The sequence below is a fragment of the Rhizobium acaciae genome, assembly GCF_025941625.1.
GTDB classification, from domain to species: Bacteria; Pseudomonadota; Alphaproteobacteria; order Rhizobiales; family Rhizobiaceae; genus Rhizobium; species Rhizobium acaciae.
Map to the genome: position 1 here is coordinate 301,512 of NZ_JAPCZO010000001.1, position 23,771 is coordinate 325,282.

Sequence of the window (23,771 nt, forward strand, 5' to 3'; positions counted from 1 at the left end):
CTTCCTCAAACCGGCGCGCGCGGCGCGGATTCCTGCGCAATCGGCGACACACGGCGCTTGGCCTCACGATAGAACGTATAGAGGCCGGATGCGATGACGATCGCAGCCCCGACGAGCGTCCAGCTGTCAGGCACTTCGGCGAAGAAGAGGAAGCCGAGCAGAGAGGAAAAGATCAGGCTGGTATAGCGGAACGGCGCGACGAAGGAGATTTCGCCGGTGCGCATGGCGAGGATGACCGACTGGTAGCCGACGAGCACCAGCACCGATGCGAGCACGAGATGCCCAAGCGCGTTAGCGCTGACCGGCTGCCAGCCGCCGAGCACCGGAATGAGCAGCGCGCCGAAGAAGGAGGCTGATATGGCGGTGATGACGGTTATCATCAGCGAGGGAATCTCCGGACTGATGCTCCGGGTGGCGAGATCGCGGCCGGCCGTCGTCAGCACCGCGGCGACGCAGAGCAGGGCGGCGGCGGTGAATCCCTCAGGGCCGGGGCGGATGATGATCATCACGCCGACGAGGCCGACGAGGATCGCCGACCAGCGCCGCCAGCCGACCGGCTCGCTGAAGAAGAGGGCAGCGCCGAAGGTGACGACCAACGGCAGCGATTGCAGGATCGCCGAGGCATTGGCGATCGGCATCATGCCGAGCGCGGTGATATAGGTGACGGCGGAGAGCGTCTCACAGATGATCCTGAAGATGATCATCGGCTGCAGCATGACGCGCCAGGAGCGCAGCGCGCCCATTTTCCAGGCGATCAGATAGACGAGCAGGCTGGTGAAGAGGCCGCGCAAGAACATGATTTCGCCGGCGTTCATATAGGCGATCACCGATTTGGACAGAGCGTCGCTCGCGGAAAAGCCGGCCATCGCCAAGCTCATATAGATGGCGCCCTCAGTATTGCGTGACCGCGGCATGAAGAGATTCCCGTTACCTGTGCGCTCCTTTTAGTCGCGAAGATGCATGAAGGGAATCGGATGAATGTCACACCAGTCATAAATCGATGATGCGGTGCACAATGGCGCTGATGTCAACGCAGGGCTGTGGGCGGAAGTCCCGACAAATCCCCGCTTTTTAAAGTGAATTCCTACAGTTCCGACGCCACAATCAAGGCGTCGATGAGGACGCGCCGTCGCACTGCCGGTTCGGCCATAGGCATTCTTCTCTTCCTGCGCGGGAAACGGGTGGCTGCATCGCCTGATGTTTGAGCATCTCAGATCTCGCAACAACGAAGGAGAGACCGATATGACACTTCTCAACGACAAGATCGCCATCATCACCGGCGCAAGCTCCGGCATCGGCCGTGCGGCGGCGAAACTCTTTGCACGGCAAGGCGCCAAGCTCGTGGTCACCGGCCGGCGACAGGAGGCGCTCGATGCCGTCATCGCTGAAATCGAGGCGGAGGGTGGTCAGGCCGTCGCCATATCAGGCGATGTCAAGGATGAGGCGCTGCAGGCAAGGCTCGTCGAGACGGCGGTCTCGCGCTTCGGTGGGCTCGACATCGCCTTCAACAATGCCGGCATCCTCGGTGAGATGGGGCCGGTTGCCGGGCTGTCGCTGGAGAGCTGGCGCGAGACGATCGAGACCAATCTCACCGCCGCCTTCCTCGGCGCCAAGTACCAGTCGGCGGCGATGGGAAAAGGTGGCGGATCGCTGATCTTCACCTCGACTTTCGTCGGTCACACCGTCGGCATGCCGGGCATGGCCGCCTATGCGGCGAGCAAGGCGGGTTTGATCGGCTTCGTGCAGGTGCTCGCCGCTGAACTCGGAGCGCAGAAGATCCGCGTCAACGCACTGCTTCCCGGCGGCACCGACACACCCGCCAGCATTACCAACGCGCCTGATGCCACGCCGGAAGTGCTCACCTTCGTGGAAGGGCTACATGCGCTGAAACGCATGGCGCAACCCGAAGAGATCGCCAATGCGGCGCTCTTCCTCGCCTCCGACATGTCGAGCTTCGTGACCGGCACGGCGATGCTGGCGGATGGCGGCGTTTCGATCAGCCGGACATAGGGGCAGGAAATAGGGTGTGCTGTGGCAACCAGCCGTGCGCGTCTGGGACCTAGCCACCCGCCCTCGTCCTTCGAGGCTCCGGCCTGCGGCCTGCGCGCCTCAGGATGAGGGCTGGTCGGTGTGCCTTGCTGCTGCGCTTCCCGTTGAACCAGGCCGCAACCTCTCTCCAGCCTCATCCTGAGGCGCCCCGCAGGGGCCTCGAAGGACGGGGCTGGCCGCTTTGCGCCGATCAGGCGACTTCCCGTATGTCTCTTTCCGCCTGGCGGTCGAGATAGGCGACCAGGTCCTCGATGGTGACGAGGGGGAGGTTGTGGCGTTCGGCGAAGAGCGTGAGTTCGGGCAGGCGGGACATGGTTCCGTCGTCGTTGGCGACTTCGCAGATGACACCGGCGGGGATCCTTCCGGCGAGGCGGGCGAGATCGACTGCGGCTTCGGTGTGGCCAGGGCGGCCGAGCACGCCGCGGGGGTTGGCACGCAGCGGAAAGATGTGGCCGGGGCGGGCGAATTCGTCAGGCTTTGCGCGATCGTCGACCAGGGCGCTGACGGTGGCGGCACGATCGGCCGCAGAAATGCCCGTCGTCGTGCCCTTGAGATAGTCGACCGAGACCGTGAAGGCGGTTTTTTGCGATTCCGTATTGTTGGGCACCATCAGCGGGATATCGAGCGCATCGAGGCGCTCGCCTTCCATGGCGATGCAGATGAGGCCACGGGCGTGGGTCATCATGAAAGCGATTGTTTCCGGGGTGACGGCATCGGCCGCGACCACGATATCGCCTTCGTTTTCCCGGTTCTGGTCGTCGACGACGACGACCATCTTGCCACTGGCAATGGCTGATATGGCATCTTCAATTGTTGCGATAGTCATGCTGTCTGGCCTTTCAAGGGTTATGTCAGCGGGCTGACATGGTCTGCTCGGCTCAATCCGTGAGCGAGCCTTCTGCCCTTGGGCGAACAAACGTCAGCCGACTCCGGGATGGAGTGCGACTGCCCGTGTTGTCCTCTTCCATCCGGACTATACCGTCGGCTCCGGCATCTCACCGGATCTGCTGACCTTCCGACAATTCAAAGTGCTACTGCGTCCTTTGCGCGTCTGAAAGACGCGCGGCGCTGTAGTGCCGGAAGCGCTCGCGGGCTCCAGGATTGCTCCTAATACCGCCGGTGGGGAATTTCACCCCGCCCTGAGAACATTTCAAAGATAGGATCAAAAACAGGCAGATGGCAAGGTCACCCGACCGGGCAAAAATGCAAAGCTGCCCTGCCGCCGATGGACACACTGTTCACACGGAGGCGACGACCGTGTCGCCTTCCGCGCTTCGTTGGTGGTTTGATCCTTCCATGCATGTCGTTGTCCCAAAACCACTGCGCACTTTTGGGCGACCTGCATCAGGACATGATCAGGCCGCCGTCGACATTGATCGTCTGGCCGGTAATATAGGCGGCGTCATCGCTGGCGAGGAAGGTGACCAGGCCGGCGACGTCTTCGCCGGAGCCGGCCCGTTTCATCGGGATGCCCTCGACCCATTCCTTCATCAACTCGCCGGGGGCGTAGTTGCCGAGCAGCTTGCCCCAGGCCTGGTCGTTATAGGCCCACATGTCGGTTTCGATGATGCCGGGGCAGAAGGCATTGACGGTGATCTTCTCGGTCGCGACTTCCTTGGCCAGGCTCTGGGTGATGCCGACGACGCCCATTTTCGAGGCGGCATAATGCGGCGTGTAGATAAAGCCGTCGCGGGCCTGGCCGGAGGCGGTGTTGATGATGCGGCCGCCGCGCTTGTGCCTGCGCATTCTCGATATCGCCTCCTGGGCGCAGAGGAAGACGCCCTTGGTGTTGACGGCCATCACCTTGTCCCATTCGCTTTCGGTCAGGTCCTCGACGCGGGCAATGGTGATGACGCCCGCATTCTGGATCGAGACGTCTACCGAGCCGAATTCCTTCTCGGCGGCATCGTAGAGGGCGGTGACGCTCGCCTTGTCGGTGACGTCGCCGATGAAGGAGATCGCCTTGCCGCCTTCGGCCCGGATCTGTTCGGCAACGCCGTGAACCAGCTCCTCGTTGGCCGAGACGACGAGATTGGCGCCTTCTTTCGCAAAGCGTCTGGCGATCGCCGCTCCGATGCCGCGGCTGCCCCCGGTAATGACGACGGTCTTCTGCTCAAAGCGTTTCATGCTCTTTCCTTGTCCATCGATAAACAATAAATCTGGGTGCGACCTACCATGCGATCATTATTGGAGATCAACCGGTTGTCGCGAATTCAGGCAGTGTTGAGCGCCGGTGACGACGTCCGCGCCTTCCATCCGTTCGACAGCCCGTTCGATCGGCGTGAAGGGCGGGCAGACGACGATATCGCACGCCGTCATGCCCGTTAGTCCCTTCAGCGCCTCGATCTCAGCCAGGGAGGAAGCGAGACCGGTCACTTTCCAGCAACGGCAATGAGCTTTCTCATCACCAGCAGCAGAAACCGCCGTCGACGAGAAGATCGACGCCGGTCACGAAACTCGCTGCATTCGACAGCAGGAACACCGCCGGACCTACCATCTCGTCCACCGCTGCCATGCGCTGCATCGGCGTCTGCTCTTCGAAGAGCTTGGTCTGGTGGACCATCTCCGGACGGGTGTTCATGGGCGTTGCCGTGTATCCGGGGGAGATGGTGTTGACGCGAATGCCGCGGTCGACCCATTCCATGGCCATAGACTTCGACATATGGATCACACCCGCCTTGGAGGCGTTATAGTGCGCTTGGCTCAGCCCCCGGTTCACGATCACGCCGGACATGGAGGCGATATTGACGATGGAGCCGCGCCCATTCTTCAGCATGGCGCGAGCCTCTGCCTGGCAGGAAAGAAAGACGCCTTTGAGGTTGATATCCATCAACGTCTGATATTGGTCCTCCTCCATTTCTTCCGCTGCGTTCGCGTTAGCGATGCCCGCCGCGTTGACTGCAAGTGTCAATGGGCCGAGGTCTGCCTCAGTACGTGCTATTGCCTCTCCAAGGGAAGACTTGCTCGTGACATCCGCCGCGATCTGGATCGAGCGGCGGCCGGCGGCGCGAATATGTTCAGCCGTCTTGGCCAGTCCGTCGTCGGTTCGGCGGTCGAGCAGCGCCACGTCGGCGCCGCATTGCGCAAGGCCGATGGCAATGCGCTGACCAATACCGCTGCCGGCTCCGGTAACGATGGCAACCTGGCCGCTGAGATCGAAAAGCTTCGGGGCGTTCAGAGTGATGTCGGACACCGCTCTTCCTTTCTCTGTCTGTTTAGATGGTGGCCAGCTCCATGACCGAAACGTCATTTGCCTGGTCACGATTGAGAATCCCCGCCTGCTTGCCTTGCGCAAGCACGAGAATGCGATTGGAGACTCCGAGAACTTCTTCGAGGTCCGAGCTTACGACGATGACCGCCACGCCCTGTTTGGCAAGATTGACGATGATGTCGTAGATGCCCGCTCGGGCACCGACGTCGATGCCTCTCGTCGGTTCGTCGAGCACGACGACCTTGGGATCGCGCATCAGCCACTTCGCGATCACGACCTTCTGCTGGTTGCCGCCGGACAGGTCCGAGGCGTGCTGTTCAGCACGGCCCTTTACGCCGAACTTGGCAACTGCCTTTTCCGCAAACGAGCGCTTGATGCGCGGCGTGATCCAACCACCGCCCAGCTTGTCGAGATTGGCGTAGATAATGTTCTCGCTGATCCGGTGCCCGACGATCAGGCCCTGCTCCTTGCGGTCTTCCGGAACCATCACGATACCCTTGGCGATCGCGTCCGCCGGATCGCGCAGCCTCAGTTCCTCGCCTTCCAGCTTGATCGAACCAGCACTGATTGGATCTGCTCCCGAAATCGCGCGCACCAGTTCGGTGCGGCCGGCGCCGACCAATCCGGCGATGCCCAGAATTTCCCCGGCCCGGACCTCGAAGGTAACGTCACGGAAGGAATTGTCCGGCGAGCTCAGCCCGGACACCTGGAGTACCGGACGATCTGTCGGAACCGGCAGGGTAGGGAACAAGCGGTCAAGCGGGCGTCCGACCATGCTCTCGACAATCGTTCGCACCGGAGTCGCGCTGTCTGAGAATTCCTGCACGCGCTCGCCATCGCGAAGAACGACGATCCGGTCGGTTATTCGCTTGATCTCTTCCATACGGTGGGAAATGTAGACGATGCCGACGCCTTCTGACCGAAGCTTCCGAACCTGTTCGAAAAGAGCTTCCGTCTCCGCGCCGCCAAGGGCGGCTGTCGGCTCATCGAGGATCAGGAGCTTTGCGTTGAGAGCCAGCGCCTTGGCGATCTCGATGAGTTGCTGATTTGCCGTGGAAAGGCCGGTGACCGTCCGCGTTGCGGGGATGTGAAGGTTCAAGCGAGCGAGCTGGTCCTGGGCCCGGCGAACCATCTGGGCGCGGTCGACGACGCCGTTCTTCATCGGCCAGCGTCCGATGAAGACGTTTTCCGCGATCGACAGCTGCGGCAGAAGCTGCAGCTCCTGATGGATCAGCACAACACCCTTGTCGATCGCTTCCCTCGGGGTGGCCGGGGCATAAGGCTGCCCCAGCCATGTCATTGATCCTTCGGACGGTGTGCGTGACCCGGCGATGATGCCGGATAGCGTTGACTTGCCCGCCCCGTTTTCACCGAGAAGTGCAACCACTTCCCCCGGATAGACGTCCAAGCTGACATTCTTCAGAACCTGGAGCGGCCCATACCATTTGGATATGCCCCTCAGGGAAAGAACTGGATCAGTCACGGCACACCTCCTCAAGACCTCGACTTCATTATGGATGGTTGGCGATGAAGCCTGCGACGTTTTCCTTGGTTGTCAGCGTGGCATCCAGGAGTTGGACCGGCGGCACCTTTTCCCCGGCAACAAGTTTGGCGGCGTTTTCAACCGCGTCGCGGCCCATCTTCTGCGTCTGCTGGGTCGCCGTTACGTTGAAGACGCCCTTGCTGAGTGCTTCGAGAGCCGCGGTGTCACCATCGAAGCCGCCAACCACGATCTTCTGCGACGGATTGGCGACCTTGATCGCCTGCGCGGCGCCAAGGGCAAGGCCGTCGGCCTGGGCGAACACGATCGAAACGTCAGGATTTGCCTGCAGCATATTCTGCATGATCTGGAAACCTTCGTCCTGGCTCCAGATGTTCGAGAACTGTTCGGCGACAACCTTGACGTCCGGATATGCCTTGAGAGATTCAGCGCAGCCCTTCGAACGGTCGACTTCCGGCGTCGTGCCCTTCTGGCCGTGGATGATGACCATCTTCCCCTTGCCGCCGGCTTCCTTCAGGATGTAGTCGCACACGGCCTTGGCAGACGCGACGGAATCCGTTGCAAGGAAGGTATCGCCGGGTGCTCCCTCGGCGTTGCGGTCGACGTTCACGACCGGAATACCAGCGCTCTTCGCGAGCTTGACCGGAACGGTCGCAGCAGCCGCGCCGGCCGGAATGTAGATCAGCGCGTCGATTTTCTGGGTCAGAAGGTCCTGGATCTGGTTGACCTGCGTCGGCCCGTCGCCCTTTGCGTCGACGGTGATGACTTCGATGCCGCGCTTCTTGGCTTCGGCCTCGACCGATTGCTTGATCTGGTTGAAGAAGTTTGCCTGAAGGTTGGCAACGGCCAGGCCGAGCTTCTTCAGTTCCGCAGCATGTACAGGCCCGAGCATGAGGCCCAGCAGTGCAGCAGATGCGAGCATGGTGCGCGCTATTTTCATTGTATTTCCTCCGTTGTTTGATGGAACCCTCGGGTATGTCCTCCCCCTCGGGGTATTGATCCGACCCAAATTTTTGGGACGGAATTCCGGGTTCGCCAACGCGGCGGACCCCGCTCGTCAGGCGCGACGCCGACGAATGGTCTCCGCGCCGACCGCGAGCACGATGACGATGCCGATGATCACCTGCTGCAGGAAGGGCGAGACATTGAGAAGGTTGAGACCGTTGCGAAGCACACCGATGATAAGAACGCCGATCAGCGTTCCACCGATGCCGCCCGCGCCGCCGGAGAGCGAAGTTCCGCCGATGACGACCGCAGCGATGGTGTCCAGTTCATAGCCCAGACCACTGGACGGCTGGACGGAATCCAGCCGCGCGGCGAGCACGATGCCGGCGAGCCCCGCAAGGACGGCACTCACGACATAAACGGCTATCGTCACGAGCGGGACGTTGATACCGGCCAGGCGTGCGACTTCGGGATTTCCTCCCACCGCGTAGAGCATGCGACCTTCGGACCGGAAGTGCAGGAAAAGCCACGCGGCAAGAACAACCGCAAGCATGAGAAACACAGTGGCTGTCAACACGCCGAAATGGCGATCGATTGCCAGCATCATGAACCAGTCGGGGAATCCAACGATCTGCTGGCCGTCCGTGATCATATTCGCGACGCCGCGAGCCGCGGACATCATCGCAAGAGTGGCAATAAACGCTGGAACCCTGAACTGCGTAACCAGAAGTCCGACGATCAGCCCTGAAAGGCCCGCCGCGACCAGAGCAAAAGCGATCCCGACCGGCAGCGGCAGGCCGGCGACATTCGCAGTCCAGCCCATGACCATCATCGCAAGAGCGAGTGCCGAGCCGACGGAGAGATCGATGCCGCCGATCAGAATGACAAAGGTCATTCCGACGGCCATGATGCCGAGGACAGTGATCTGATCGAGGATGTTGAGACCGTTCCGAACCGAAAGAAACGTGTCGGTGCTGAGGCTCAGGAAGACGCAAAGCGCGAGCAGCCCCACGAGCGGGCCGGTGGCGCCCTTGAGTTTGCTCAACCAGGCCCCGGACGAAAGCCCGTGTTCATTGATATCGAGCGCCACCATTGTTCCTCCCTATGCCTAGGCTAGTAGCTAATTCACTCTACGAATAAATATTCACTGATGCTGGAAAATTCATTAACAAGTTGCTTTCCGGCTGTCAACAGGATTTCTAGACTTACAACTGTCGGTGTTCCACTTAAAGGGCTTGACTAATCGGTGTCTTGTGCAAAAATATTGACAAGTGAATATTTATGCATGAGAGGAATCCATGAATACGACAGAACTCGAGCGGGTCGCTCGCGAGATCCGATTGCGCGATCTCCAGGCGGTCTTTGAAGCGGGCGCCGGCCATATTGGCGGGGAAATGTCGGTCATCGACATTTTGACTGCCCTCTATTTTCGTGTGCTGAATGTTTGGCCCGATCAGCCGAAGCACCCCGACCGCGACAGGTTCGTTCTTTCGAAGGGACATACTGCATGCGCGCTGTATGTGACGCTCGCAAAACGCGGCTTCATCCCGGAGGAAGAGATTTCCACCTTTTTGCAGCCGCATTCGAGGCTGAACGGGCATCCAAATTGCAACAAGGTTCCTGGCGTCGAAACGAATACCGGGCCGCTCGGCCACGGTCTTCCTGTCGCAATAGGAATGGCAAAAGCCGCCAAGCTCTCAGGCGCGAAATATCACACCTATGTCGTCACCGGCGACGGTGAGATGCAGGAGGGCTCCAACTGGGAAGCGATCATGGCGGCCGCTCAGTTCAAGCTCGATAACCTGACGCTGGTCATCGACCACAACAGGTTCCAGCAGGGCGCCGCCCTGGCGGAAACCAACGATCTCGCCCCGCTTCGTCCGAAGCTTGAAGCTTTCGATTGGGAAGTCACCGAGATCAACGGGAACGCTATGAGCGAAGTCGTTTCAGCCCTCGAATTCCGGGGATCGAGACCGCATTGCATCGTGGCCCACACCAACAAGGGGCATGGAATCTCGTTCATGCAAGACCGAGTCGACTGGCACCACAAGGTACCGAGCAAGGAACAATACGAAATCGCATTGGCAGAATTGTCGGAGGCACTGTAATGAACGCGCCAATAAACGCACCCAAGCTCTACGATTGCCGCGACGCATTTGCCACTACGCTTGAGCGGCTGGCAGCCGAAAACGAAACGATCGTTGCCGTCTGCAACGACTCCGTGGGTTCCTCCAAGCTCGGCGGCTTCAAGGCGAAGTTTGCAGAGCGCCTCGTCAATGTCGGTATCGCTGAGCAGAACATGGTGGGGGTTGCAGCAGGCCTCGCCAATGGCGGACGCCTTCCGTTCGTGTGCGCCGCCGCTCCGTTTCTCACGGGACGGTCGCTGGAGCAGATCAAGGCCGATATTTCCTACTCGAATGCCAACGTCAAGCTGGTCGGCATTTCTTCCGGAATGGCGTATGGCGAACTCGGCCCGACCCATCACTCGATCGAGGATTTTGCCTGGACGCGTGTTCTGCCTAATCTTCCGGTCATTGCGCCTTGTGACCGCATCGAAACAGCTGCTGCGGTCGAGTGGGCCGCGGCCTACAACGGCCCCTGTTTCCTGCGTCTGTCTCGCGTAGGTGTGCCTGATCTGCTTCCGGAGGGTCACAAGTTCGAACTTGGCAAGGCAAACCTCCTTCGCCAGGGTTCCGACGTCACCCTTATCGCAAACGGCACTTTGACTCATCGAATCTTAAAGGCTGCCGAGATCCTCGCAGACCGCGGCATCAACGCCAGAGTGCTCAACCTTGCAACGGTTCGTCCGATCGACGAGGACGCCATCATCGCCGCGGCGAAGGAAACCGGAGCGATCGTCACAGCCGAAGAGCATTCGATCTTTGGCGGGCTCGGTTCCGCGGTAGCCGAAGTGGTGGTCGACAATGCTCCAGTCCCGATGAAACGTCTCGGAGTTCCCGGCGTCTACGCTCCGACCGGTTCGGCAGAGTTCCTGCTCGACGAATTCGGGATGGCGCCGTCCGCAATCGCCGACGCGGCGCAGTCGCTGATCAGGCGCAAGTAACTGGGATGACGTGATCAGCCCGGACGCTTTTTGTCGTCCCGGCTGCCGTCTGATCTGGGGAGGATAGAATGCGGGCAATTCTGGCAATTGACCAGGGCACGACCAATTCAAAGGCAGTTCTGGTTTCGGAAAAGGGAGAAATTGTCGGCAGAGGTTCGGCTCCAGTCGGCATTTCCTATCCGAAGCCGGGTTGGGTCGAACAAGACCCAAATAGGCTCTACGCATCGGTCTGCGAAGCGATCGACGCCTGCCTGAACGCCGCCCCCGATGTGGCTGTCGAGGCGGTGGCGATTTCCAATCAACGCGAGTCTGTCACTGCCTGGGACGCCGAAACGGGAGACGCGCTTGGACCGGTGGTAAGCTGGCAGTGCCGTCGAACGGCACAGGATTGCGAACGCCTCATTGCCGAAGGCCGTCTTGACCGTGTGCAGGCGCTCACGGGCCTGCCGCTGGATCCGATGTTTCCGGGTTCGAAATTCCGATGGCTGCTCGACCGTATTCCGGCCGGGCGATCGGTGCGGCTGGGAACGGTCGACAGTTGGCTCGTCCACTGCCTGACAGGTGGGCGCCGGCATGTTTGCGACGCTTCGAATGCCGCCAGGAGCCAGTTGTTCGATCTCCGGGAGCAGAGATGGAGCGAGGAACTTGGCGAGATTTTCGGCGTGGATATCGCGCTGCTGCCCGAGGTACTCGACAGCTCTGCCGACTTCGGCAGGACGCAAGGGTTGCCAGGCGTGCCGGATGGAACTCCGATAATGGCCGTGATCGGAGACAGTCATGCTGCGCTGTTCGGTCATGGAGCATTCAAGCCGGGTGATGGCAAGGTAACCTTCGGAACCGGCTCGTCGGTGATGACGACGCTTCCGCGATTTATTCCCCCACGCAACGGCGTCACTACGACCGTCGCATGGCGTCTCCATGGAAAGCCGACCTTCGCTTTCGAAGGCAATATTCTCGTCTGCGCCGCCAGTCTCCCCTGGATGGCAGACATTCTCGGCCTTTCGGACGTGGCGGCCCTTGTCGAACTTGCGGCGAGCGCCGAACCGGGCGGACCGGGCTTCGTGCCAGCATTCGTGGGACTGGGCGCACCCTATTGGAACTCCGACGCCCGTGCCCTGTTCTCCCAAATCAACTTCAATACGACACGTGCGCAAATGGCGCGGTCGGTCACCGACTCGATCGCCTTCCAGGTGCACGACGTGATCGCCGCCATGCGAGCACAAAGCGGCGGCGAGCTCGGGGCCCTCTATGTGGACGGCGGACCGAGCCAGAACCGTTTCCTGATGCAGTGTGTCTCGAATCTCATCGAACATCGCGTGATCCAATGCGAAGCACCCGAGGCGTCGGCTTTGGGAGCCGCATATCTCGCGGGTCTCTCACTCGGCCTGTGGAGCGATCTCCAGGCTATCGCGGAGCTGCCCCGGAGCTCACATATCATTGACCCGGAACCCGTGGATCGAGCGGTGCTTCTGAATACCTGGAATGATGCACTTGCCCGCTCGACGGCGCGCGAAACAGCGGCTAATGATGAATAAAAATTCACCCTAGGATTAGCGATGACTCGCCTCAATGAACTCCGCCTCATCTCAAGGGTCGCCCAGATGTACCACTTGGAGGGGCGGCGACAGGCGGAGATCGCACAACACCTTCGCCTGTCGCAGGCGACAGTGTCGCGCATGCTCAAGCGTGCCGAGGCCGAAGATATTGTGCGAACCAGCGTGACCCCTCCGGTTGGCACCTACAGCGAGCTTGAGAGCGCGCTTCGCGAGAAATATGATTTGCCGGAGGCGATCGTCGTTGAGTGCACGGAAGATCGGGACGGCGCCATCATGGCCCGTATCGGAGAGGCAGCGGCTCATCTCTTGGAGGTGACGCTTGCGCCGGGGGAGATCATCGGCGTTTCGAGTTGGAGCCAGACCATCTCCAAGATGGTCGAGAACATTCATCCCCTGAAGAGCGCTCAGGCCAAATACGTCGTCCAAACCCTTGGAGGCATGGGCGATCCTTCAGTGCAGACGCATGCGACGCAGCTCACCACGCGGCTTGCTCGGCTGACCGGCGCAGAGCCAAAACTGCTCGCTGTGCAGGGCGTTACGACGTCCAGAGAGGCAAAGTTTCTTATGCAGGCCGATCCATACGTTCGGGAGACGATGGACTTGTTCGGCAGCATAACGCTTGCGATTGTCGGAATCGGAGCGGTCGAACCGTCCGAACTTCTCGCACGGTCCGGCAACATCTTTTCGTCTCGCGAACTGTCTGATCTCGCGGAAGCGGGAGCCGTCGGCGATATCTCGCTTCGCTTCTTCGATAAAAACGGCAAGCCGGTCAAGACACCCCTGGACGACCGGGTCATAGGGCTTCCACTCGAGGATCTCGAACGGGTGGACCGGGTCATTGCTCTTGCCGGCGGGTCCAAAAAGACCGACGCTATCGCAGGGGCACTCCGGGTGGGGGTCATCCACATGCTTGTTACGGACAAGTTTACCGCGCAGCGACTGATCAACTGATGAGTTAGACTGATTGCCACCTCAATGCGCCGTCCCATCCACAATCACGTGGTCATGGTCCAGCGAGCATTTCTCCACCCGGGCCTCGACCCTGTAGATCTCCCGCAACATCTCGGCGGTGACGACGTCGCGGGGGGTGCCGCAGGCGTGCATGCGGCCGTTGGCGATGACGAGGACTTTGTCGGCGAAGCGGAGCGCCTGATTGAGGTCGTGGATGGCGATCAGCACGATCATGCCCTTGGTGCGGGCCTGGCGGCGCATGAAATCGAGGACCTCGACCTGGCGGTGAAGATCGAGCGCGCTGGTCGGCTCGTCCATCAGCATGATCTCGGGCTCGCGCACCAGAGCCTGGGCGATCGAGACGAGCTGGCGCTGGCCGCCGGAAAGGGCGCCGAGATCGCGGAAGGCGATGGCTGACATATCGAGCGCTTTCATGATCTCGTCGATGAAGCGCAGGTCGCTGTCGCTGACGGCCCAGGACTGGCCCTGCTTGCGGGCAAGCAGGATGGATTCGTAGACCGTCAGCACCGCGTTGACCGAGGTATCCTGAGGCATGTAGCCGATGGCGTTTTTCGCCTTCGAGCCTTCGACGACAACCTGGCCCGGCCCTTTGAGGAGGCCGGTGATGCGCTTGAAAAGCGTCGACTTGCCCGCGGCGTTCGGGCCGATTACCGCCACGACCTCGCCCGATGTCATCACCGGCGTCGTCACGTCCTCGACGAAGAGCTTGCGGCCGTGATAGGCGCCGACCGATTGCAACTGAAGCGCTACCACGACCGGCTCCTGTTCGAAAGGATGAGCGAGAAGAAGAAGGGCACGCCGACCAGCGCCGTGATGATGCCGATCGGGAAGACGACGCCGGGAATGATCGACTTCGAGACGATCGAGGTCAGCGACAAGAGCAGCGCGCCCGACAGGATCGAGCCCGGCAGGAAGAAGCGCTGATCCTCGCCGAGGATCATGCGCGCGATATGCGGCCCGACGAGGCCGACGAAGCCGATCGTGCCGACGAAACTCACGGGCACTGCGGCAAGCAGCGAGACGATCAGCATGGTTTCCAGCCGGATGCGGCGGACATTGACGCCGAAGCTTGCGGCCTTGTCCTCGCCGAGGCGGATCGCGGTCAGCGCCCAGGCGTTGCGGGCAAAGAGCGGCAGCGCGATCAGCAGAACGGCAAGCGTTACCCAGATCTTCGGCCAGGTGGCCTTGGTGAGGCTGCCCATCGTCCAGAAGACGACGGCAGACAGCGCCTGTTCTGAGGCGAGGTATTGCAGGAATGCGAGCAACGCATTGAAGGTGAAGACCAGCGCGATGCCGAGCAGCACCACCGTCTGCACCGAGACGCCGCGGGCCTGCGAAACGAAATGGATGAAGAGCGTGGCGATCAGCGCCATGATGAAGGCGTTGGCCGGTACGAGCAGGCCGGCTGCAACAGGCAGAAGCGGAACGCTGGTGACGATCGCCAGGGCGGCACCGAAGCTTGCCGCCGCCGAAATGCCGAGGGTGAAGGGGCTGGCGAGCGGATTGGCGAGGATCGTCTGCATCTGCGCGCCGGCGACGGAGAGCGAGGCGCCCACGACGATCGCCATCACCGCAACCGGCATGCGGATGTCCCAAACGACGGCCCGCACCTGATCCGAAACGGAGGAGGGGTCGATAAGAGCGGCGACGACCTCGGTAAGACTATAGCGGGCCGGCCCCCAGGCGAGATCGACGGCAAAGGACAGGCAGAGCGCTGCCGTCATGGCGGCAAGGATCAGCAGCTTGCGCCGGGCGAGGGCGCGGTAGCGCTCCCTCCCGGCTTCGGCTTCGATCGATATGGCGGCGATCTCGGCCATTTCGGATTACTGACCCGCCTTGGCATCGACCCAGTACCCCGGCTGATAGGCGACCGGCAGGAATTTATCGTGGAATTCCTTGAAGGTGGCGTCGGGGTCGAGATCAGCAAAGAGGTTCGGATGGAACCACTTGGCCAGCTGCTGGACGGCGACGAACTGGTAGGGGCTGGTATAGAACTGGTGCCAGATCGCATGGACATTGCCGCCGGCAACCGCCCTGGAGCCGGTGAAGGCAGGGTTTTCCACCAGCGTGTTCAGCGCCTTGCGGCTGTCGTCGAAGGTGGCGGCGGCATTGGGACCGACATTCACATAATCCTTGGCATTCTTGGTCTGGCTCCAGTTGGAGCCGGTGACGACGATGACATCGGGATTGGAGGCGACGACCTGCTCGGCATTGATCGAGCCGGTATAGCCCGGCAGGAAATCGGAGCCGAGATTGTGGCCGCCGGCCCAATCGACCATCAGGCCAAAATTATCGGGGCCGAAGGTGCCGCAGCATTCGACCAGGCCTGCGGCGCGGTACATGAAGACATTCGGCTTCGGCGGATTGGCGGCCTTCAGCCTGTCGGTGACGCGGGCCATCTGCTCTTTCCAGAAGCTGGCGACGGCTTCGGCGCGGTCTTCATGGCCGAAGATCTGGCCGAGGATCTTCAAGCTCGGCTCGGTATTGGCGACGATATGTTCGCGGAAATCGATGTAGACGATCTTCACGCCGATGCCGTTCAGCATGTCTTCGAGTTTCACCTCGTCGGCGGCGGCCTTGTTGCCGATCGGCAGCAGCAGCACGTCGGGATGAAGCTTGACGACCGTCTCGGTCTGCAGCGTGCCGTCGGTCAGGTTGCCGAGGAAGGGCAGGTCCTTGCCCTTTGGAAACTTCTCGACATAGGCGTTGAAGCCGTCCTTGTCGGTGGTCCAGAGATCGTTGCGCCAGCCGACGATCTTGGCGAAGGGGTCTTCTTTCTCGATCGGGGCGACGGCGTAGAGCATGCGGCCTTCCCCAAGGATCACACGCTCGACCGGTTTGTCGAAGGTCACTTCGCGCCCCGCGATATCCTTGACGGTGAAGGACTGCGCCCAGGCCGAAAGCGGCATGAAACCGGCAATCGCAGCTGCGGAGACTGCGAGCATTTTTACGAAATTCATCTGGAAATTCCCTCAATGCCTGAATAATGTCCGCAGGCATATGAAATATGACTTTGTGAATCAAGTTTTATGTTTTAGAGCTTTTCCAAAGTGATCTGCTGCCGGGGTGCCTGCGATGAATTCGATGAATACAAATTACTCCATCCGCGACGAAATTCGCGACTTCTGGTCGGAAAGGGCGGCGACCTTCGACCAGAGCGTCGGCCATGAAATCTTTTCGGACGCGGAGCGGAAGGGCTGGCAGCGGCTGATCAGAAAGCATCTGGGCGAGGGGCAGGGGCGCGCGGCGCTCGATCTTGCCTGCGGCACCGCCGTCATCTCGCATCTGATGCACGATGTCGGCTTTGCGGTCACCGGCCTCGACTGGTCGGATGCGATGCTGGCGCAGGCACGCGCCAAGGCGAAGAAGCGCGGCACCGATATCCGTTTCGTTTCCGGCGACGCCGAGAACACGATGGAGCCCAAGGATAGCTACGACGTCATCACCAACCGCCATCTCGTCTGGACGCTGGTTGACCCGGCTTCGGCCTTTAAGGAATGGTTCTCGGTGTTGAAGCCGGGCGGCAAGGTGCTGATACTCGACGGCAATATGGGCAAGGAAACCTGGGTCAAGGGCCTGCAGAAGGTCTGGACTAAGGTGACAGGCAAACCGCCGGCGAGCCACATGTCGCCGGAGATGATGGCGCGGCACCAGAAGATCCGCTCACGCGTGCATTTCTCCAGCCAGATGCCGGCCGAAGCAGTCGTCGATCTTCTGCGCCAAGCCGGTTTTACGGACATCGTCGTCGACCGCAAACTCAGCGATATTCATTGGGCGCAGGCGCGCAAGATGCCGTTTTTGCGCGGGCTTGAGCGTATGGTGCAGGAGCGGTTTGCGATTTGTGCGCGTAAGCCTGAGTGATGGGCTCCCTCTTCTCCCCAGCGGGGAGAAGGTGGCCCGAAGGGTCGGATGACGGGGCCATTCGGCACAACGTTGATTGCCCTTCGCTTGCGCTCAGCGCATTCGCTCCTGTCGTCGCTCACCCAACTGCCCTGAAGGGCATCTTCTCCCCGCTGGGGAGAAGAGGGAGTCTGCCGCACCGTATCCCGGCCCTTCGCGTGGCTCAGGGCGTTCGGCGCTGCAATCGATTCACTGGATCGATTGCTCCCGCTTTGCGGGACCGCTTCTCACCCACCCGTAACACTCATATGCCGCGCCACAGCCGGACGATTATGCGTCCGGTCGATGATGAAGTCGTGGCCTTTGGGTTTGCGGGTGATGGCTTCGTCGATGGCGGCTTGGAGGAGGGCGTCGTCTTCGGTGGCGCGGAGTGCGGCGCGCAGATCGGCGGCGTCGTTCTGGCCGAGGCACATGTAGAGCGTACCGGTGCAGGTGAGGCGGACGCGGTTGCAGCTCTCGCAGAAATTATGGGTCATCGGTGTGATGAAGCCGAGGCGGCCGCCGGTTTCTTCGACCCTGACGTAACGCGCCGGGCCGCCAGTCTGGTAATCGATATCAGCAAGCGTGAACTGCTCTTCGAGATCGGCGCGCAGTTTCGAAAGCGGCAGGTACCGGTCGGTTCGGTCTTCTTCGATCTCGCCCATCGGCATGGTTTCGATGACGGTCAAATCCATGCCGCGGCCATGGGCGAAGCGCAGCAGCTCCGGCATCTCGGCATCGTTGAAATCCTTCAGCGCCACGGCGTTGAGCTTGATCTTCAACCCTGCCTTTTGAGCTGCGTCGATGCCTTCCATGACCTTGGCGAAATCGCCCCAGCGGGTGATCTTGCGGAACTTGTCGGGGTCGAGCGTATCCAGCGAGACGTTGATCCGGCGCACGCCGCAATCATAGAGCTCCTCGGCATGGCGGGAAAGCTGTGAGCCGTTGGTGGTCAGCGTCAATTCGTCGAGGCCGGAGCCGATCTTCTGGCCGAGCTGGCGAACCAGATACATGATGTTCTTGCGCACCAGGGGCTCGCCGCCGGTCAGCCTGATCTTGCTGACACCCTTGGCGATGAAGGCGGAACAGAGCCGGTCGAGCTCTTCCAGCGTCAAGAGGTCCTTCTTTGGCAGGAAGGTCATATTCTCCGCCATGCAATAGGTGCAGCGGAAATCGCAGCGGTCGGTGACGGAGACGCGGAGATAGGTGACCGCCCGCCCGAAGGGGTCGATCATCGGGTCCGCACCTGCCACCAGCGGTGATGCATTGCCTATCGTTCCGACTCTGGTGTTCACCTGTATCTCCGTACTCTCTTCAATGTGGGCATATGCTATTGTCGCGTCAAGGGAAACAGCCCGCGCGAGCATGCCAATTTCAGCTTGCGCTGAAAAAGATCAGCGCCTACTCCTCGCATGAGAAGAGGACAAAATGATGAGCGATATCTGGCCGAGCGAACTTCGCGTCTCGAAAGACAGGCAGCGGCTGGTGGTGACCTTCAACGACGGCCAGAGCTTCGACCTGTCGGCCGAGCTCTTGCGCGTGCTGTCGCCCTCGGCCGAGGTGCAGGGCCATGGGCCGGGGCAGAAGGTGACGGTGCCGGGCAAACGCAATGTCGCGATCATCTCGATGATGCCGACCGGCAATTACGCGGTCCGGATCGGCTTCGACGACATGCACGATACCGGCATCTACACCTGGACCTATCTGCGCGAACTCGGCGAACGGGGCGCTGAGCTGTTTTCCGCCTATGAGCACGAGCTCCGCGAAAAGGGCATGAACCGCGATACGGCGGAGAAGCCGCGCTGACGCTCACGAGAGCGCCGCTATCACTTTCAATAGACCCATAATTCCAGCCATCGGGGGGCCATATGGCGAAAACGAACGGAAAGAACTGGCTGCGCGCCAAGGGCAGCGCCAGCGGCAGCAAGGTGACCTTCCTCGAACTGTTCTTCGACCTGGTCTTCGTCTTTTCGATCTCGCAGCTCTCGCATGCGCTCGCCGCCCACTACACGCCGCTCGGTGCCGCCGAAGCGGCACTGATGACCTTCGCCGTCTGGTGGGTGTGGATCTTCACCACCTGGGTGACGAACTGGCTCGATCCGGACAGGATGCCGGTGCGCGGGATGCTGGTGACGCTGATGATGCTCGGGCTGCTGCTGTCTGCCTCCATCCCCGAGGCTTTCGGCGACAAGGGGCTGCTGTTTGCCGGCGCCTATGTGGCGATGCAGGTCGGGCGCTCGCTGTTTACGACCTATGCGATGACGCGCGTCGACCGCGCCAATACGCTGAATTTCGTCCGCATCACCGCCTGGCTCGTGGCAGCAGGCGTCTTCTGGATCGCCGGCGGGCTGCTCGAGCATGAAGCCCGGCTGATCGCCTGGGTGATTGCGCTGGCGATCGAATATGCTGGGCCGGCCGCGGGCTTTGCCGTGCCGGGACTCGGCCGCTCGACGGCGCGGGACTGGGACGTTTCCGGCGCGCACATGGCGGAGCGCTGTGCACTCTTCGTGATCATCTGCCTCGGCGAAGCGATCCTCGTGTCCGGCCGCACCTTTTCGGAGCTGCCGTTCTCAGGACTGACCAGCATCGTCTTCGTCACCGCCTTCATCGGCACGGTCGCCATGTGGTGGCTCTATTTCCGCTTCGGACACGGGCGCGCCGCCCACCGCATCGAGCATGAAGAGACGCCGGGAAGCTTGGCGCGGCAGGCCTTCACCTATGGGCACATCCCAATTCTTGCCGGCATCATCGTCCATGCGGTCGCGGTCGAGTTCATGTTCTCGCATCCGCATGAGACCGGCAATCTTGGTATCGCCGCGGCCGTGCTCGGCGGCTCCAGCCTGTTCCTGATCGGCAATCTGTGGTTCAAGGGCGCGACCAGCGGGCGGATGCCGCTCTCGCATCTGGCCGGCCTGGTGTTTTTGATCCTGCTTGCCTTTGTCGCGCCCTTCATCGAGGTCTATCTAATGGGCATTCTGGCGACGCTGGTGCTGATCGTCGTCGCCGCCTGGGAATACCGCTCGCTGACGGGTACGGAGGCCGCGCCGACGCTGCATTGAACATCAGTCCTCGTCGCGCAGATCTTTCAGCAGCACAGTGATGATCCGCTCCATCGAATCGGCGGTCGCCATGCATTGCTCTATCGGCTCGTCCGACAGCACGTGGTCGATGAGACCGGTCTGTATGGCCATGGCTTCCTCACTCAGCTTTCGACCCTCTGGCGTCAAATAGAGGCGCAGCACGCGCTTGTCGCGCTCGTCATCGCGGCGAAGGATCAGACCGCGCTTCTCCATCTGCGGCAGCAGCATGCTCATATTGGAGCGGCCGACCAGCAGTTTGCGCGCCAGTTCCTGCTGCGAGATGCCTTCGAAACGATAGAGATTGACCAGGATATCGAGGTGCGGCGGCTTGATGTCGAGATCGGCAAGCGAGCGGGCCAGGGATTGTTGCATGAGCTGGCAGGCGCGAGCCACCGCGATCCAGCTGCGAAAACGCGGATGATCCCAGGGAAGGGATTGATTTTTGTTCATCGTTGTACTTTATTGTTCAGTGTTGAACAGTCTTTTGGAATCCCACTATGGCAAACTTTGCGCTTGACGTCACCCGCCTCGGGTTTTCGCTGCTGCAGGCGGTTTCTCCTGATCTGGCGGCCAAAGCGGCGTTCCAGCTGTTCTGCCGGACGCCATCAGCAAGACCCAAGGGCACAAAGTCGAAGCTGGCGCATGCGGCGGGTGCGGCCCGGCTTGCCGGCGCCGAACGCTTCACCCTCCGGCTCGCCGGCGGGCGCCAAGCGCATGCCTATCGGCTGAACGGCGGGGCGAGGGGCAAGCGCAAGCGCTATCTGGTGACACATGGCTGGGGATCGAGCGCGGCATATATGGCCGAACTCGTCTCGATGCTTGCGGCAACGGGTGCGGAGGTCGTGGCGCTCGATTTTCCCGGCCACGGCCGTTCCGGAGGGCGCTTCCTGCATATGGGGCTTGCGGTCGAGACGATCGCGGCGGCCGAGGCGCGCTTCGGCCCATTCGATGCGGCGATCGGCCATTCCTTTGGCGGCGCGGCGCTGATGGTCTCGGCGGCGGGCCTGCTGCCCGGCGTGGCGCCTGTTGGCGGCGACCGCCTAGTGCTGATCGGCGCGCCGAGCGAGATGGGCTGGCTGTTTACCGATTTCGGCCGGATGGTCGGTCTTCGCCCTGCGGCGCAAGCCGCACTGGAGAATGAGGTCCATCGCGTCACCGGCCGGAGACTTGAGGATTTCGACGTCGGCGGGGCTGCGGGCGGCATCGGCCGGCCGGTGCTCGTCATCCATGCTGAGGACGACAAGGAAGTGTCGCCTCTCCATGCCAGGCGCTATGGCGCGGCGGGGAAGGGCGTTCGGCTCCTCTGGGCGAACGGTTTCGGCCACCGGCGGATCATCGCCGCCGAACCGGTTCTTGCCGCGATCGCGGCGTTTCTCGACGGCGATCGGGGCGTGGGTGAAGTGCCCGATGAAAGCATCAAAACAGATGCGGAGATCATTCCGTTTTTTGAGCTTCCGGCAAGGCGCGCGGCATTGTAGCGTCCGTCGCGAAGATCAAGCCGCGGCGGGACGCCTCATGAAAATCATCAGCAGCATCGAAGAGCTCAATACAATTTATGGCGCCGGCCTGTCGCCGGCCTCCGTCACCAAGGTGACGAAGCAATTGACCCCCCTCTATCGGGAGATGATCGAGATTTCGCCGTTTGCGGCGCTTGCGACCGTCGGCCCGGAGGGTCTCGACTGTTCGCCGCGCGGCGATCTTGGCGGCGTGGTGCGCGTCGCCGACGACGAGACGCTGCATCTGCCGGATTGGCGCGGCAACAACCGCGTCGATTCGCTCTCCAACATCGTGCGTGATCCGCGGCTGGCGCTGATGTTCCTGATCCCCGGCTCGAACACGACGATGCGCATCAACGGCCGCGGCGTCGTCTCCAACGATGAGACGCTGCTTTCGAGCTTCGAGATGGACGGCAAACATCCGCGCACCGTCGTCGTCATTTCGATCGACGAGGTCTATTTCCAATGCGCGCGCGCCGTGATGCGAGCCGAACTCTGGAATGGAGAACACTTCGCCGATCCGGCGAAGCTGCCGACGCCCGGGCAGATGCTGAAGGCCGCAACCGGCGATTTCGACCAGGAAACCTACGATCGGGAGTGGCCGGGGCGGGCGGCGAAGACGATGTGGTAGGGTATCCAGCCTGATATAAGCTGCACCGACTGCAGATGTTTGGGACAAACCCACTGCTGCCCGGTTCGCGCTGGTGGCAGCCCCTCACCCTAACCCTCTCCCCGTAAACGGGGCGAGGGGACGTGCCATGCTCGAGGTCGGCGGGGGAACGGAGAGGTTGCGGCATACCCCTTCGCCCCGTTTACGGGGAGAAGGTGCCGGCAGGCGGATGAGGGGCTGGTCTCGGCATGCCGAGACCGATTGCCCTCACGTCTTATAAATCAGCCAGCTCTTGGTGAAATCCTTCTGCATGCCGTCCTGATAGAGGATGGTGCAGTTGCGGCCGGCATTCTTGGCGCCGTAAAGTGCGATGTCGGTCTTGCTGTAGAGTTCGCCGGCATCCTCGGCATTGGAGGCCATGCAGATGCCGATCGAGACGGTAACCGGACCGTAATTCACCCGGGTGCGGGAGTTCTTGAAGGGCGTCGTCTCCAGGGTGCGGCGGATGCGCTCGGCGATGCCGGTGACTTCCTCGGGCGTGTTGCCGTCGATGATGAGGGCGAACTCCTCGCCGCCGGTGCGGGCGACGAAGATGTCGCGACGGACATTGCTGCGGATAACGGAGGCGACGGTGGCCAGCACTTTGTCACCGACCGGATGGCCGTAGGTGTCGTTTATCTTCTTGAAATTGTCGATGTCGCAGAGCAGCAGCGCCGTCACTGGCCGCATGCTCGAATTGTCGAAGATGGCGGCGAGGCGGTCATCGAAGGCGCGGCGGTTGGAAAGGCGCGTCAGCGAGTCGGTGTTGGCGATCCGCTTGTATTCGTCGAGTTCCTTGCGGACCTGATCCATTTCCTGCGAGCGCTGGACGACGTTCTCGACGGTGCGTTCACCATGCGCCATGGTGTCTCCGGTCGCTTGGCTCAGCAGCTCGATGGCGTTTTCGATCAGTTCGACGCTGGCATTGCTCTTGGAGGTGATGCGCTTATGGGTCTCGCCAAGAAGCCTGGTATAACTTTCGAGCGAGTTTTGCTCCTGCCTGAGAATGCGCAACAGGCCATCAAGTTCGCCTGATATACGCGTATGGGCGTCGTCGAAGACACGGGCAGGGCTGTGGGTGAAGTGCTGCGCGCCGAGCGCATCAAGCTCGGCCTGGGTCACCTGGCCGCCGAGGGCCGCGAGTTCGCGGGTCAGGGCCGGATTGGAGCCGATATAGGCCTCGTAGAAGAGTTGGTAATTGCGCGGTATCGGCGCGACGCCCATGGAGCGCATGGCATAGGTGATCTGACCCGCAACGTCGGGAACCGGCACCTTGGGCGCGACAGCCGTATTCATCCGGCGAACTCCTCATATATTCAAAGGCAATATTCTATTTGTTAGCTTAAATTTCTTGGGAAAAGATTAAAGC

At 61.3% G+C, this 23,771-nt stretch carries 24 protein-coding genes and 1 riboswitch; of the genes, 10 read left to right on the forward strand and 14 right to left on the reverse strand.

The window, feature by feature from the left end:
- Positions 1–5: 5 nt before the first annotated feature.
- A complete protein-coding gene (locus tag OLZ32_RS01570; RefSeq protein ID WP_003540279.1) occupies positions 6–914 on the reverse strand; it encodes a DMT family transporter in 909 nt (302 codons plus the stop codon).
- A gap of 328 nt (positions 915–1,242) precedes the next feature.
- On the opposite strand from OLZ32_RS01570, the gene OLZ32_RS01575 reads away from it, so the two are divergent.
- Positions 1,243–2,010, forward strand: coding sequence for an SDR family oxidoreductase (locus OLZ32_RS01575; RefSeq protein ID WP_264395371.1), 768 nt, complete (start codon positions 1,243–1,245; stop codon positions 2,008–2,010).
- A gap of 229 nt (positions 2,011–2,239) precedes the next feature.
- On the opposite strand, the gene ribB is transcribed toward OLZ32_RS01575, so the two are convergent.
- The 7 genes from ribB to OLZ32_RS01610 all read right to left on the reverse strand — a co-directional run bounded on the left by ribB (position 2,240) and on the right by OLZ32_RS01610 (position 8,799).
- On the reverse strand, positions 2,240–2,875 hold the full coding sequence (ribB, locus tag OLZ32_RS01580) for a 3,4-dihydroxy-2-butanone-4-phosphate synthase (RefSeq protein WP_264395372.1): 636 nt from the start codon (positions 2,873–2,875) through the stop codon (positions 2,240–2,242).
- A 126-nt stretch (positions 2,876–3,001) separates the two neighbouring features.
- A riboswitch (FMN riboswitch) is annotated at positions 3,002–3,200 on the reverse strand.
- 193 nt (positions 3,201–3,393) lie between these two features.
- Positions 3,394–4,176, reverse strand: coding sequence for a glucose 1-dehydrogenase (locus OLZ32_RS01585; protein WP_003540278.1), 783 nt, complete (start codon positions 4,174–4,176; stop codon positions 3,394–3,396).
- A gap of 57 nt (positions 4,177–4,233) precedes the next feature.
- On the reverse strand, positions 4,234–4,425 hold the full coding sequence (locus OLZ32_RS01590; RefSeq protein WP_017988531.1) for a triose-phosphate isomerase: 192 nt from the start codon (positions 4,423–4,425) through the stop codon (positions 4,234–4,236).
- Positions 4,426–4,453: 28 nt separating this feature from the next.
- Positions 4,454–5,242 carry an SDR family oxidoreductase gene (locus tag OLZ32_RS01595; protein WP_003540277.1) on the reverse strand — a complete coding sequence of 263 codons (789 nt, stop codon included), beginning with the start codon at positions 5,240–5,242 and terminating at the stop codon, positions 4,454–4,456.
- A 22-nt stretch (positions 5,243–5,264) separates the two neighbouring features.
- A complete protein-coding gene (locus OLZ32_RS01600; protein ID WP_003540276.1) occupies positions 5,265–6,743 on the reverse strand; it encodes a sugar ABC transporter ATP-binding protein in 1,479 nt (492 codons plus the stop codon).
- A gap of 28 nt (positions 6,744–6,771) precedes the next feature.
- Entirely contained in the window at positions 6,772–7,701 is a 930-nt protein-coding gene (locus OLZ32_RS01605; RefSeq protein ID WP_003540275.1) for a sugar ABC transporter substrate-binding protein, read from the reverse strand.
- A gap of 117 nt (positions 7,702–7,818) precedes the next feature.
- Positions 7,819–8,799: an ABC transporter permease gene (locus OLZ32_RS01610; protein WP_003540274.1), complete on the reverse strand. Its 981-nt coding sequence runs from the start codon at positions 8,797–8,799 to the stop codon at positions 7,819–7,821.
- A gap of 205 nt (positions 8,800–9,004) precedes the next feature.
- On the opposite strand from OLZ32_RS01610, the gene OLZ32_RS01615 reads away from it, so the two are divergent.
- From OLZ32_RS01615 to OLZ32_RS01630, 4 genes are all read left to right on the forward strand, one after another.
- Positions 9,005–9,814, forward strand: a complete 810-nt coding sequence (locus OLZ32_RS01615) for a transketolase (protein WP_003540273.1) — start codon at positions 9,005–9,007, stop codon at positions 9,812–9,814.
- Positions 9,814–10,770 carry a transketolase family protein gene (locus OLZ32_RS01620; RefSeq protein WP_003540271.1) on the forward strand — a complete coding sequence of 319 codons (957 nt, stop codon included), beginning with the start codon at positions 9,814–9,816 and terminating at the stop codon, positions 10,768–10,770. Before OLZ32_RS01615 ends, OLZ32_RS01620 begins: the two co-directional genes overlap by 1 nt.
- A 68-nt stretch (positions 10,771–10,838) precedes the next feature.
- Positions 10,839–12,305, forward strand: coding sequence for an FGGY family carbohydrate kinase (locus OLZ32_RS01625; protein WP_264395374.1), 1,467 nt, complete (start codon positions 10,839–10,841; stop codon positions 12,303–12,305).
- A gap of 21 nt (positions 12,306–12,326) precedes the next feature.
- Positions 12,327–13,277: a sugar-binding transcriptional regulator gene (locus tag OLZ32_RS01630; protein ID WP_003540269.1), complete on the forward strand. Its 951-nt coding sequence runs from the start codon at positions 12,327–12,329 to the stop codon at positions 13,275–13,277.
- A 21-nt stretch (positions 13,278–13,298) separates the two neighbouring features.
- Here the strand turns inward: OLZ32_RS01630 and OLZ32_RS01635 are convergent, their stop codons facing one another.
- From OLZ32_RS01635 to OLZ32_RS01645, 3 genes are read right to left on the reverse strand one after another with little or no spacing between them, the layout of a single operon-like run.
- Positions 13,299–14,051 (reverse strand): ABC transporter ATP-binding protein, encoded by a 753-nt coding sequence (locus tag OLZ32_RS01635; protein WP_264395375.1) that lies wholly within the window; start codon positions 14,049–14,051, stop codon positions 13,299–13,301.
- Positions 14,045–15,115 carry a FecCD family ABC transporter permease gene (locus OLZ32_RS01640; RefSeq protein ID WP_264395376.1) on the reverse strand — a complete coding sequence of 357 codons (1,071 nt, stop codon included), beginning with the start codon at positions 15,113–15,115 and terminating at the stop codon, positions 14,045–14,047. The genes OLZ32_RS01635 and OLZ32_RS01640 overlap by 7 nt, the downstream gene beginning before the upstream one ends.
- A 6-nt stretch (positions 15,116–15,121) precedes the next feature.
- The gene (locus OLZ32_RS01645) at positions 15,122–16,258 is read right to left on the reverse strand and encodes an ABC transporter substrate-binding protein (RefSeq protein WP_264395377.1); all 1,137 of its coding nucleotides are present in this window, start codon (positions 16,256–16,258) and stop codon (positions 15,122–15,124) included.
- A 115-nt stretch (positions 16,259–16,373) separates the two neighbouring features.
- On the opposite strand from OLZ32_RS01645, the gene OLZ32_RS01650 reads away from it, so the two are divergent.
- Positions 16,374–17,159, forward strand: coding sequence for a class I SAM-dependent methyltransferase (locus tag OLZ32_RS01650; RefSeq protein WP_003540265.1), 786 nt, complete (start codon positions 16,374–16,376; stop codon positions 17,157–17,159).
- Positions 17,160–17,425: 266 nt separating this feature from the next.
- Here the strand turns inward: OLZ32_RS01650 and moaA are convergent, their stop codons facing one another.
- Complete coding sequence (gene moaA / locus OLZ32_RS01655) at positions 17,426–18,472, reverse strand: GTP 3',8-cyclase MoaA (protein WP_003540264.1); 1,047 nt, start codon at positions 18,470–18,472, stop codon at positions 17,426–17,428.
- 136 nt (positions 18,473–18,608) lie between these two features.
- On the opposite strand from moaA, the gene OLZ32_RS01660 reads away from it, so the two are divergent.
- Positions 18,609–18,983, forward strand: coding sequence for a gamma-butyrobetaine hydroxylase-like domain-containing protein (locus OLZ32_RS01660; RefSeq protein ID WP_166477700.1), 375 nt, complete (start codon positions 18,609–18,611; stop codon positions 18,981–18,983).
- 62 nt (positions 18,984–19,045) lie between these two features.
- Complete coding sequence (locus OLZ32_RS01665; RefSeq protein ID WP_264395378.1) at positions 19,046–20,236, forward strand: low temperature requirement protein A; 1,191 nt, start codon at positions 19,046–19,048, stop codon at positions 20,234–20,236.
- A 3-nt stretch (positions 20,237–20,239) separates the two neighbouring features.
- Here the strand turns inward: OLZ32_RS01665 and OLZ32_RS01670 are convergent, their stop codons facing one another.
- The gene (locus OLZ32_RS01670; RefSeq protein WP_264395379.1) at positions 20,240–20,707 is read right to left on the reverse strand and encodes a MarR family winged helix-turn-helix transcriptional regulator; all 468 of its coding nucleotides are present in this window, start codon (positions 20,705–20,707) and stop codon (positions 20,240–20,242) included.
- Positions 20,708–20,754: 47 nt separating this feature from the next.
- Between OLZ32_RS01670 and OLZ32_RS01675 the strand changes: the two genes are divergently transcribed.
- A complete protein-coding gene (locus tag OLZ32_RS01675; RefSeq protein ID WP_264395380.1) occupies positions 20,755–21,735 on the forward strand; it encodes an alpha/beta hydrolase in 981 nt (326 codons plus the stop codon).
- Between the two features lie 37 nt (positions 21,736–21,772).
- The gene (locus OLZ32_RS01680; protein ID WP_029870799.1) at positions 21,773–22,384 is read left to right on the forward strand and encodes a pyridoxamine 5'-phosphate oxidase family protein; all 612 of its coding nucleotides are present in this window, start codon (positions 21,773–21,775) and stop codon (positions 22,382–22,384) included.
- Between the two features lie 246 nt (positions 22,385–22,630).
- On the opposite strand, the gene OLZ32_RS01685 is transcribed toward OLZ32_RS01680, so the two are convergent.
- On the reverse strand, positions 22,631–23,698 hold the full coding sequence (locus OLZ32_RS01685; protein ID WP_264419523.1) for a GGDEF domain-containing protein: 1,068 nt from the start codon (positions 23,696–23,698) through the stop codon (positions 22,631–22,633).
- Between the last annotated feature and the right edge of the window lie 73 nt (positions 23,699–23,771).

What these genes read in the sequence shown, in the direction of transcription:
- OLZ32_RS01570 (WP_003540279.1), bottom strand. Translation starts at nt 914, where the DNA reads ATGCCGCGGTCACGCAATACTGAGGGCGCCATCTATATGAGCTTGGCG.
- OLZ32_RS01610 (WP_003540274.1), bottom strand. Translation starts at nt 8,799, where the DNA reads ATGGTGGCGCTCGATATCAATGAACACGGGCTTTCGTCCGGGGCCTGG.
- OLZ32_RS01665 (WP_264395378.1), top strand. Translation starts at nt 19,046, where the DNA reads ATGGCGAAAACGAACGGAAAGAACTGGCTGCGCGCCAAGGGCAGCGCC.
- OLZ32_RS01660 (WP_166477700.1), top strand. Translation starts at nt 18,609, where the DNA reads ATGAGCGATATCTGGCCGAGCGAACTTCGCGTCTCGAAAGACAGGCAG.
- ribB (WP_264395372.1), bottom strand. Translation starts at nt 2,875, where the DNA reads ATGACTATCGCAACAATTGAAGATGCCATATCAGCCATTGCCAGTGGC.
- OLZ32_RS01615 (WP_003540273.1), top strand. Translation starts at nt 9,005, where the DNA reads ATGAATACGACAGAACTCGAGCGGGTCGCTCGCGAGATCCGATTGCGC.
- OLZ32_RS01675 (WP_264395380.1), top strand. Translation starts at nt 20,755, where the DNA reads ATGGCAAACTTTGCGCTTGACGTCACCCGCCTCGGGTTTTCGCTGCTG.
- OLZ32_RS01575 (WP_264395371.1), top strand. Translation starts at nt 1,243, where the DNA reads ATGACACTTCTCAACGACAAGATCGCCATCATCACCGGCGCAAGCTCC.
- OLZ32_RS01585 (WP_003540278.1), bottom strand. Translation starts at nt 4,176, where the DNA reads ATGAAACGCTTTGAGCAGAAGACCGTCGTCATTACCGGGGGCAGCCGC.
- OLZ32_RS01680 (WP_029870799.1), top strand. Translation starts at nt 21,773, where the DNA reads ATGAAAATCATCAGCAGCATCGAAGAGCTCAATACAATTTATGGCGCC.
- OLZ32_RS01650 (WP_003540265.1), top strand. Translation starts at nt 16,374, where the DNA reads ATGAATTCGATGAATACAAATTACTCCATCCGCGACGAAATTCGCGAC.
- OLZ32_RS01620 (WP_003540271.1), top strand. Translation starts at nt 9,814, where the DNA reads ATGAACGCGCCAATAAACGCACCCAAGCTCTACGATTGCCGCGACGCA.
- OLZ32_RS01630 (WP_003540269.1), top strand. Translation starts at nt 12,327, where the DNA reads ATGACTCGCCTCAATGAACTCCGCCTCATCTCAAGGGTCGCCCAGATG.
- OLZ32_RS01670 (WP_264395379.1), bottom strand. Translation starts at nt 20,707, where the DNA reads ATGAACAAAAATCAATCCCTTCCCTGGGATCATCCGCGTTTTCGCAGC.
- OLZ32_RS01685 (WP_264419523.1), bottom strand. Translation starts at nt 23,698, where the DNA reads ATGAATACGGCTGTCGCGCCCAAGGTGCCGGTTCCCGACGTTGCGGGT.
- OLZ32_RS01645 (WP_264395377.1), bottom strand. Translation starts at nt 16,258, where the DNA reads ATGAATTTCGTAAAAATGCTCGCAGTCTCCGCAGCTGCGATTGCCGGT.
- OLZ32_RS01625 (WP_264395374.1), top strand. Translation starts at nt 10,839, where the DNA reads ATGCGGGCAATTCTGGCAATTGACCAGGGCACGACCAATTCAAAGGCA.
- OLZ32_RS01640 (WP_264395376.1), bottom strand. Translation starts at nt 15,115, where the DNA reads ATGGCCGAGATCGCCGCCATATCGATCGAAGCCGAAGCCGGGAGGGAG.
- OLZ32_RS01605 (WP_003540275.1), bottom strand. Translation starts at nt 7,701, where the DNA reads ATGAAAATAGCGCGCACCATGCTCGCATCTGCTGCACTGCTGGGCCTC.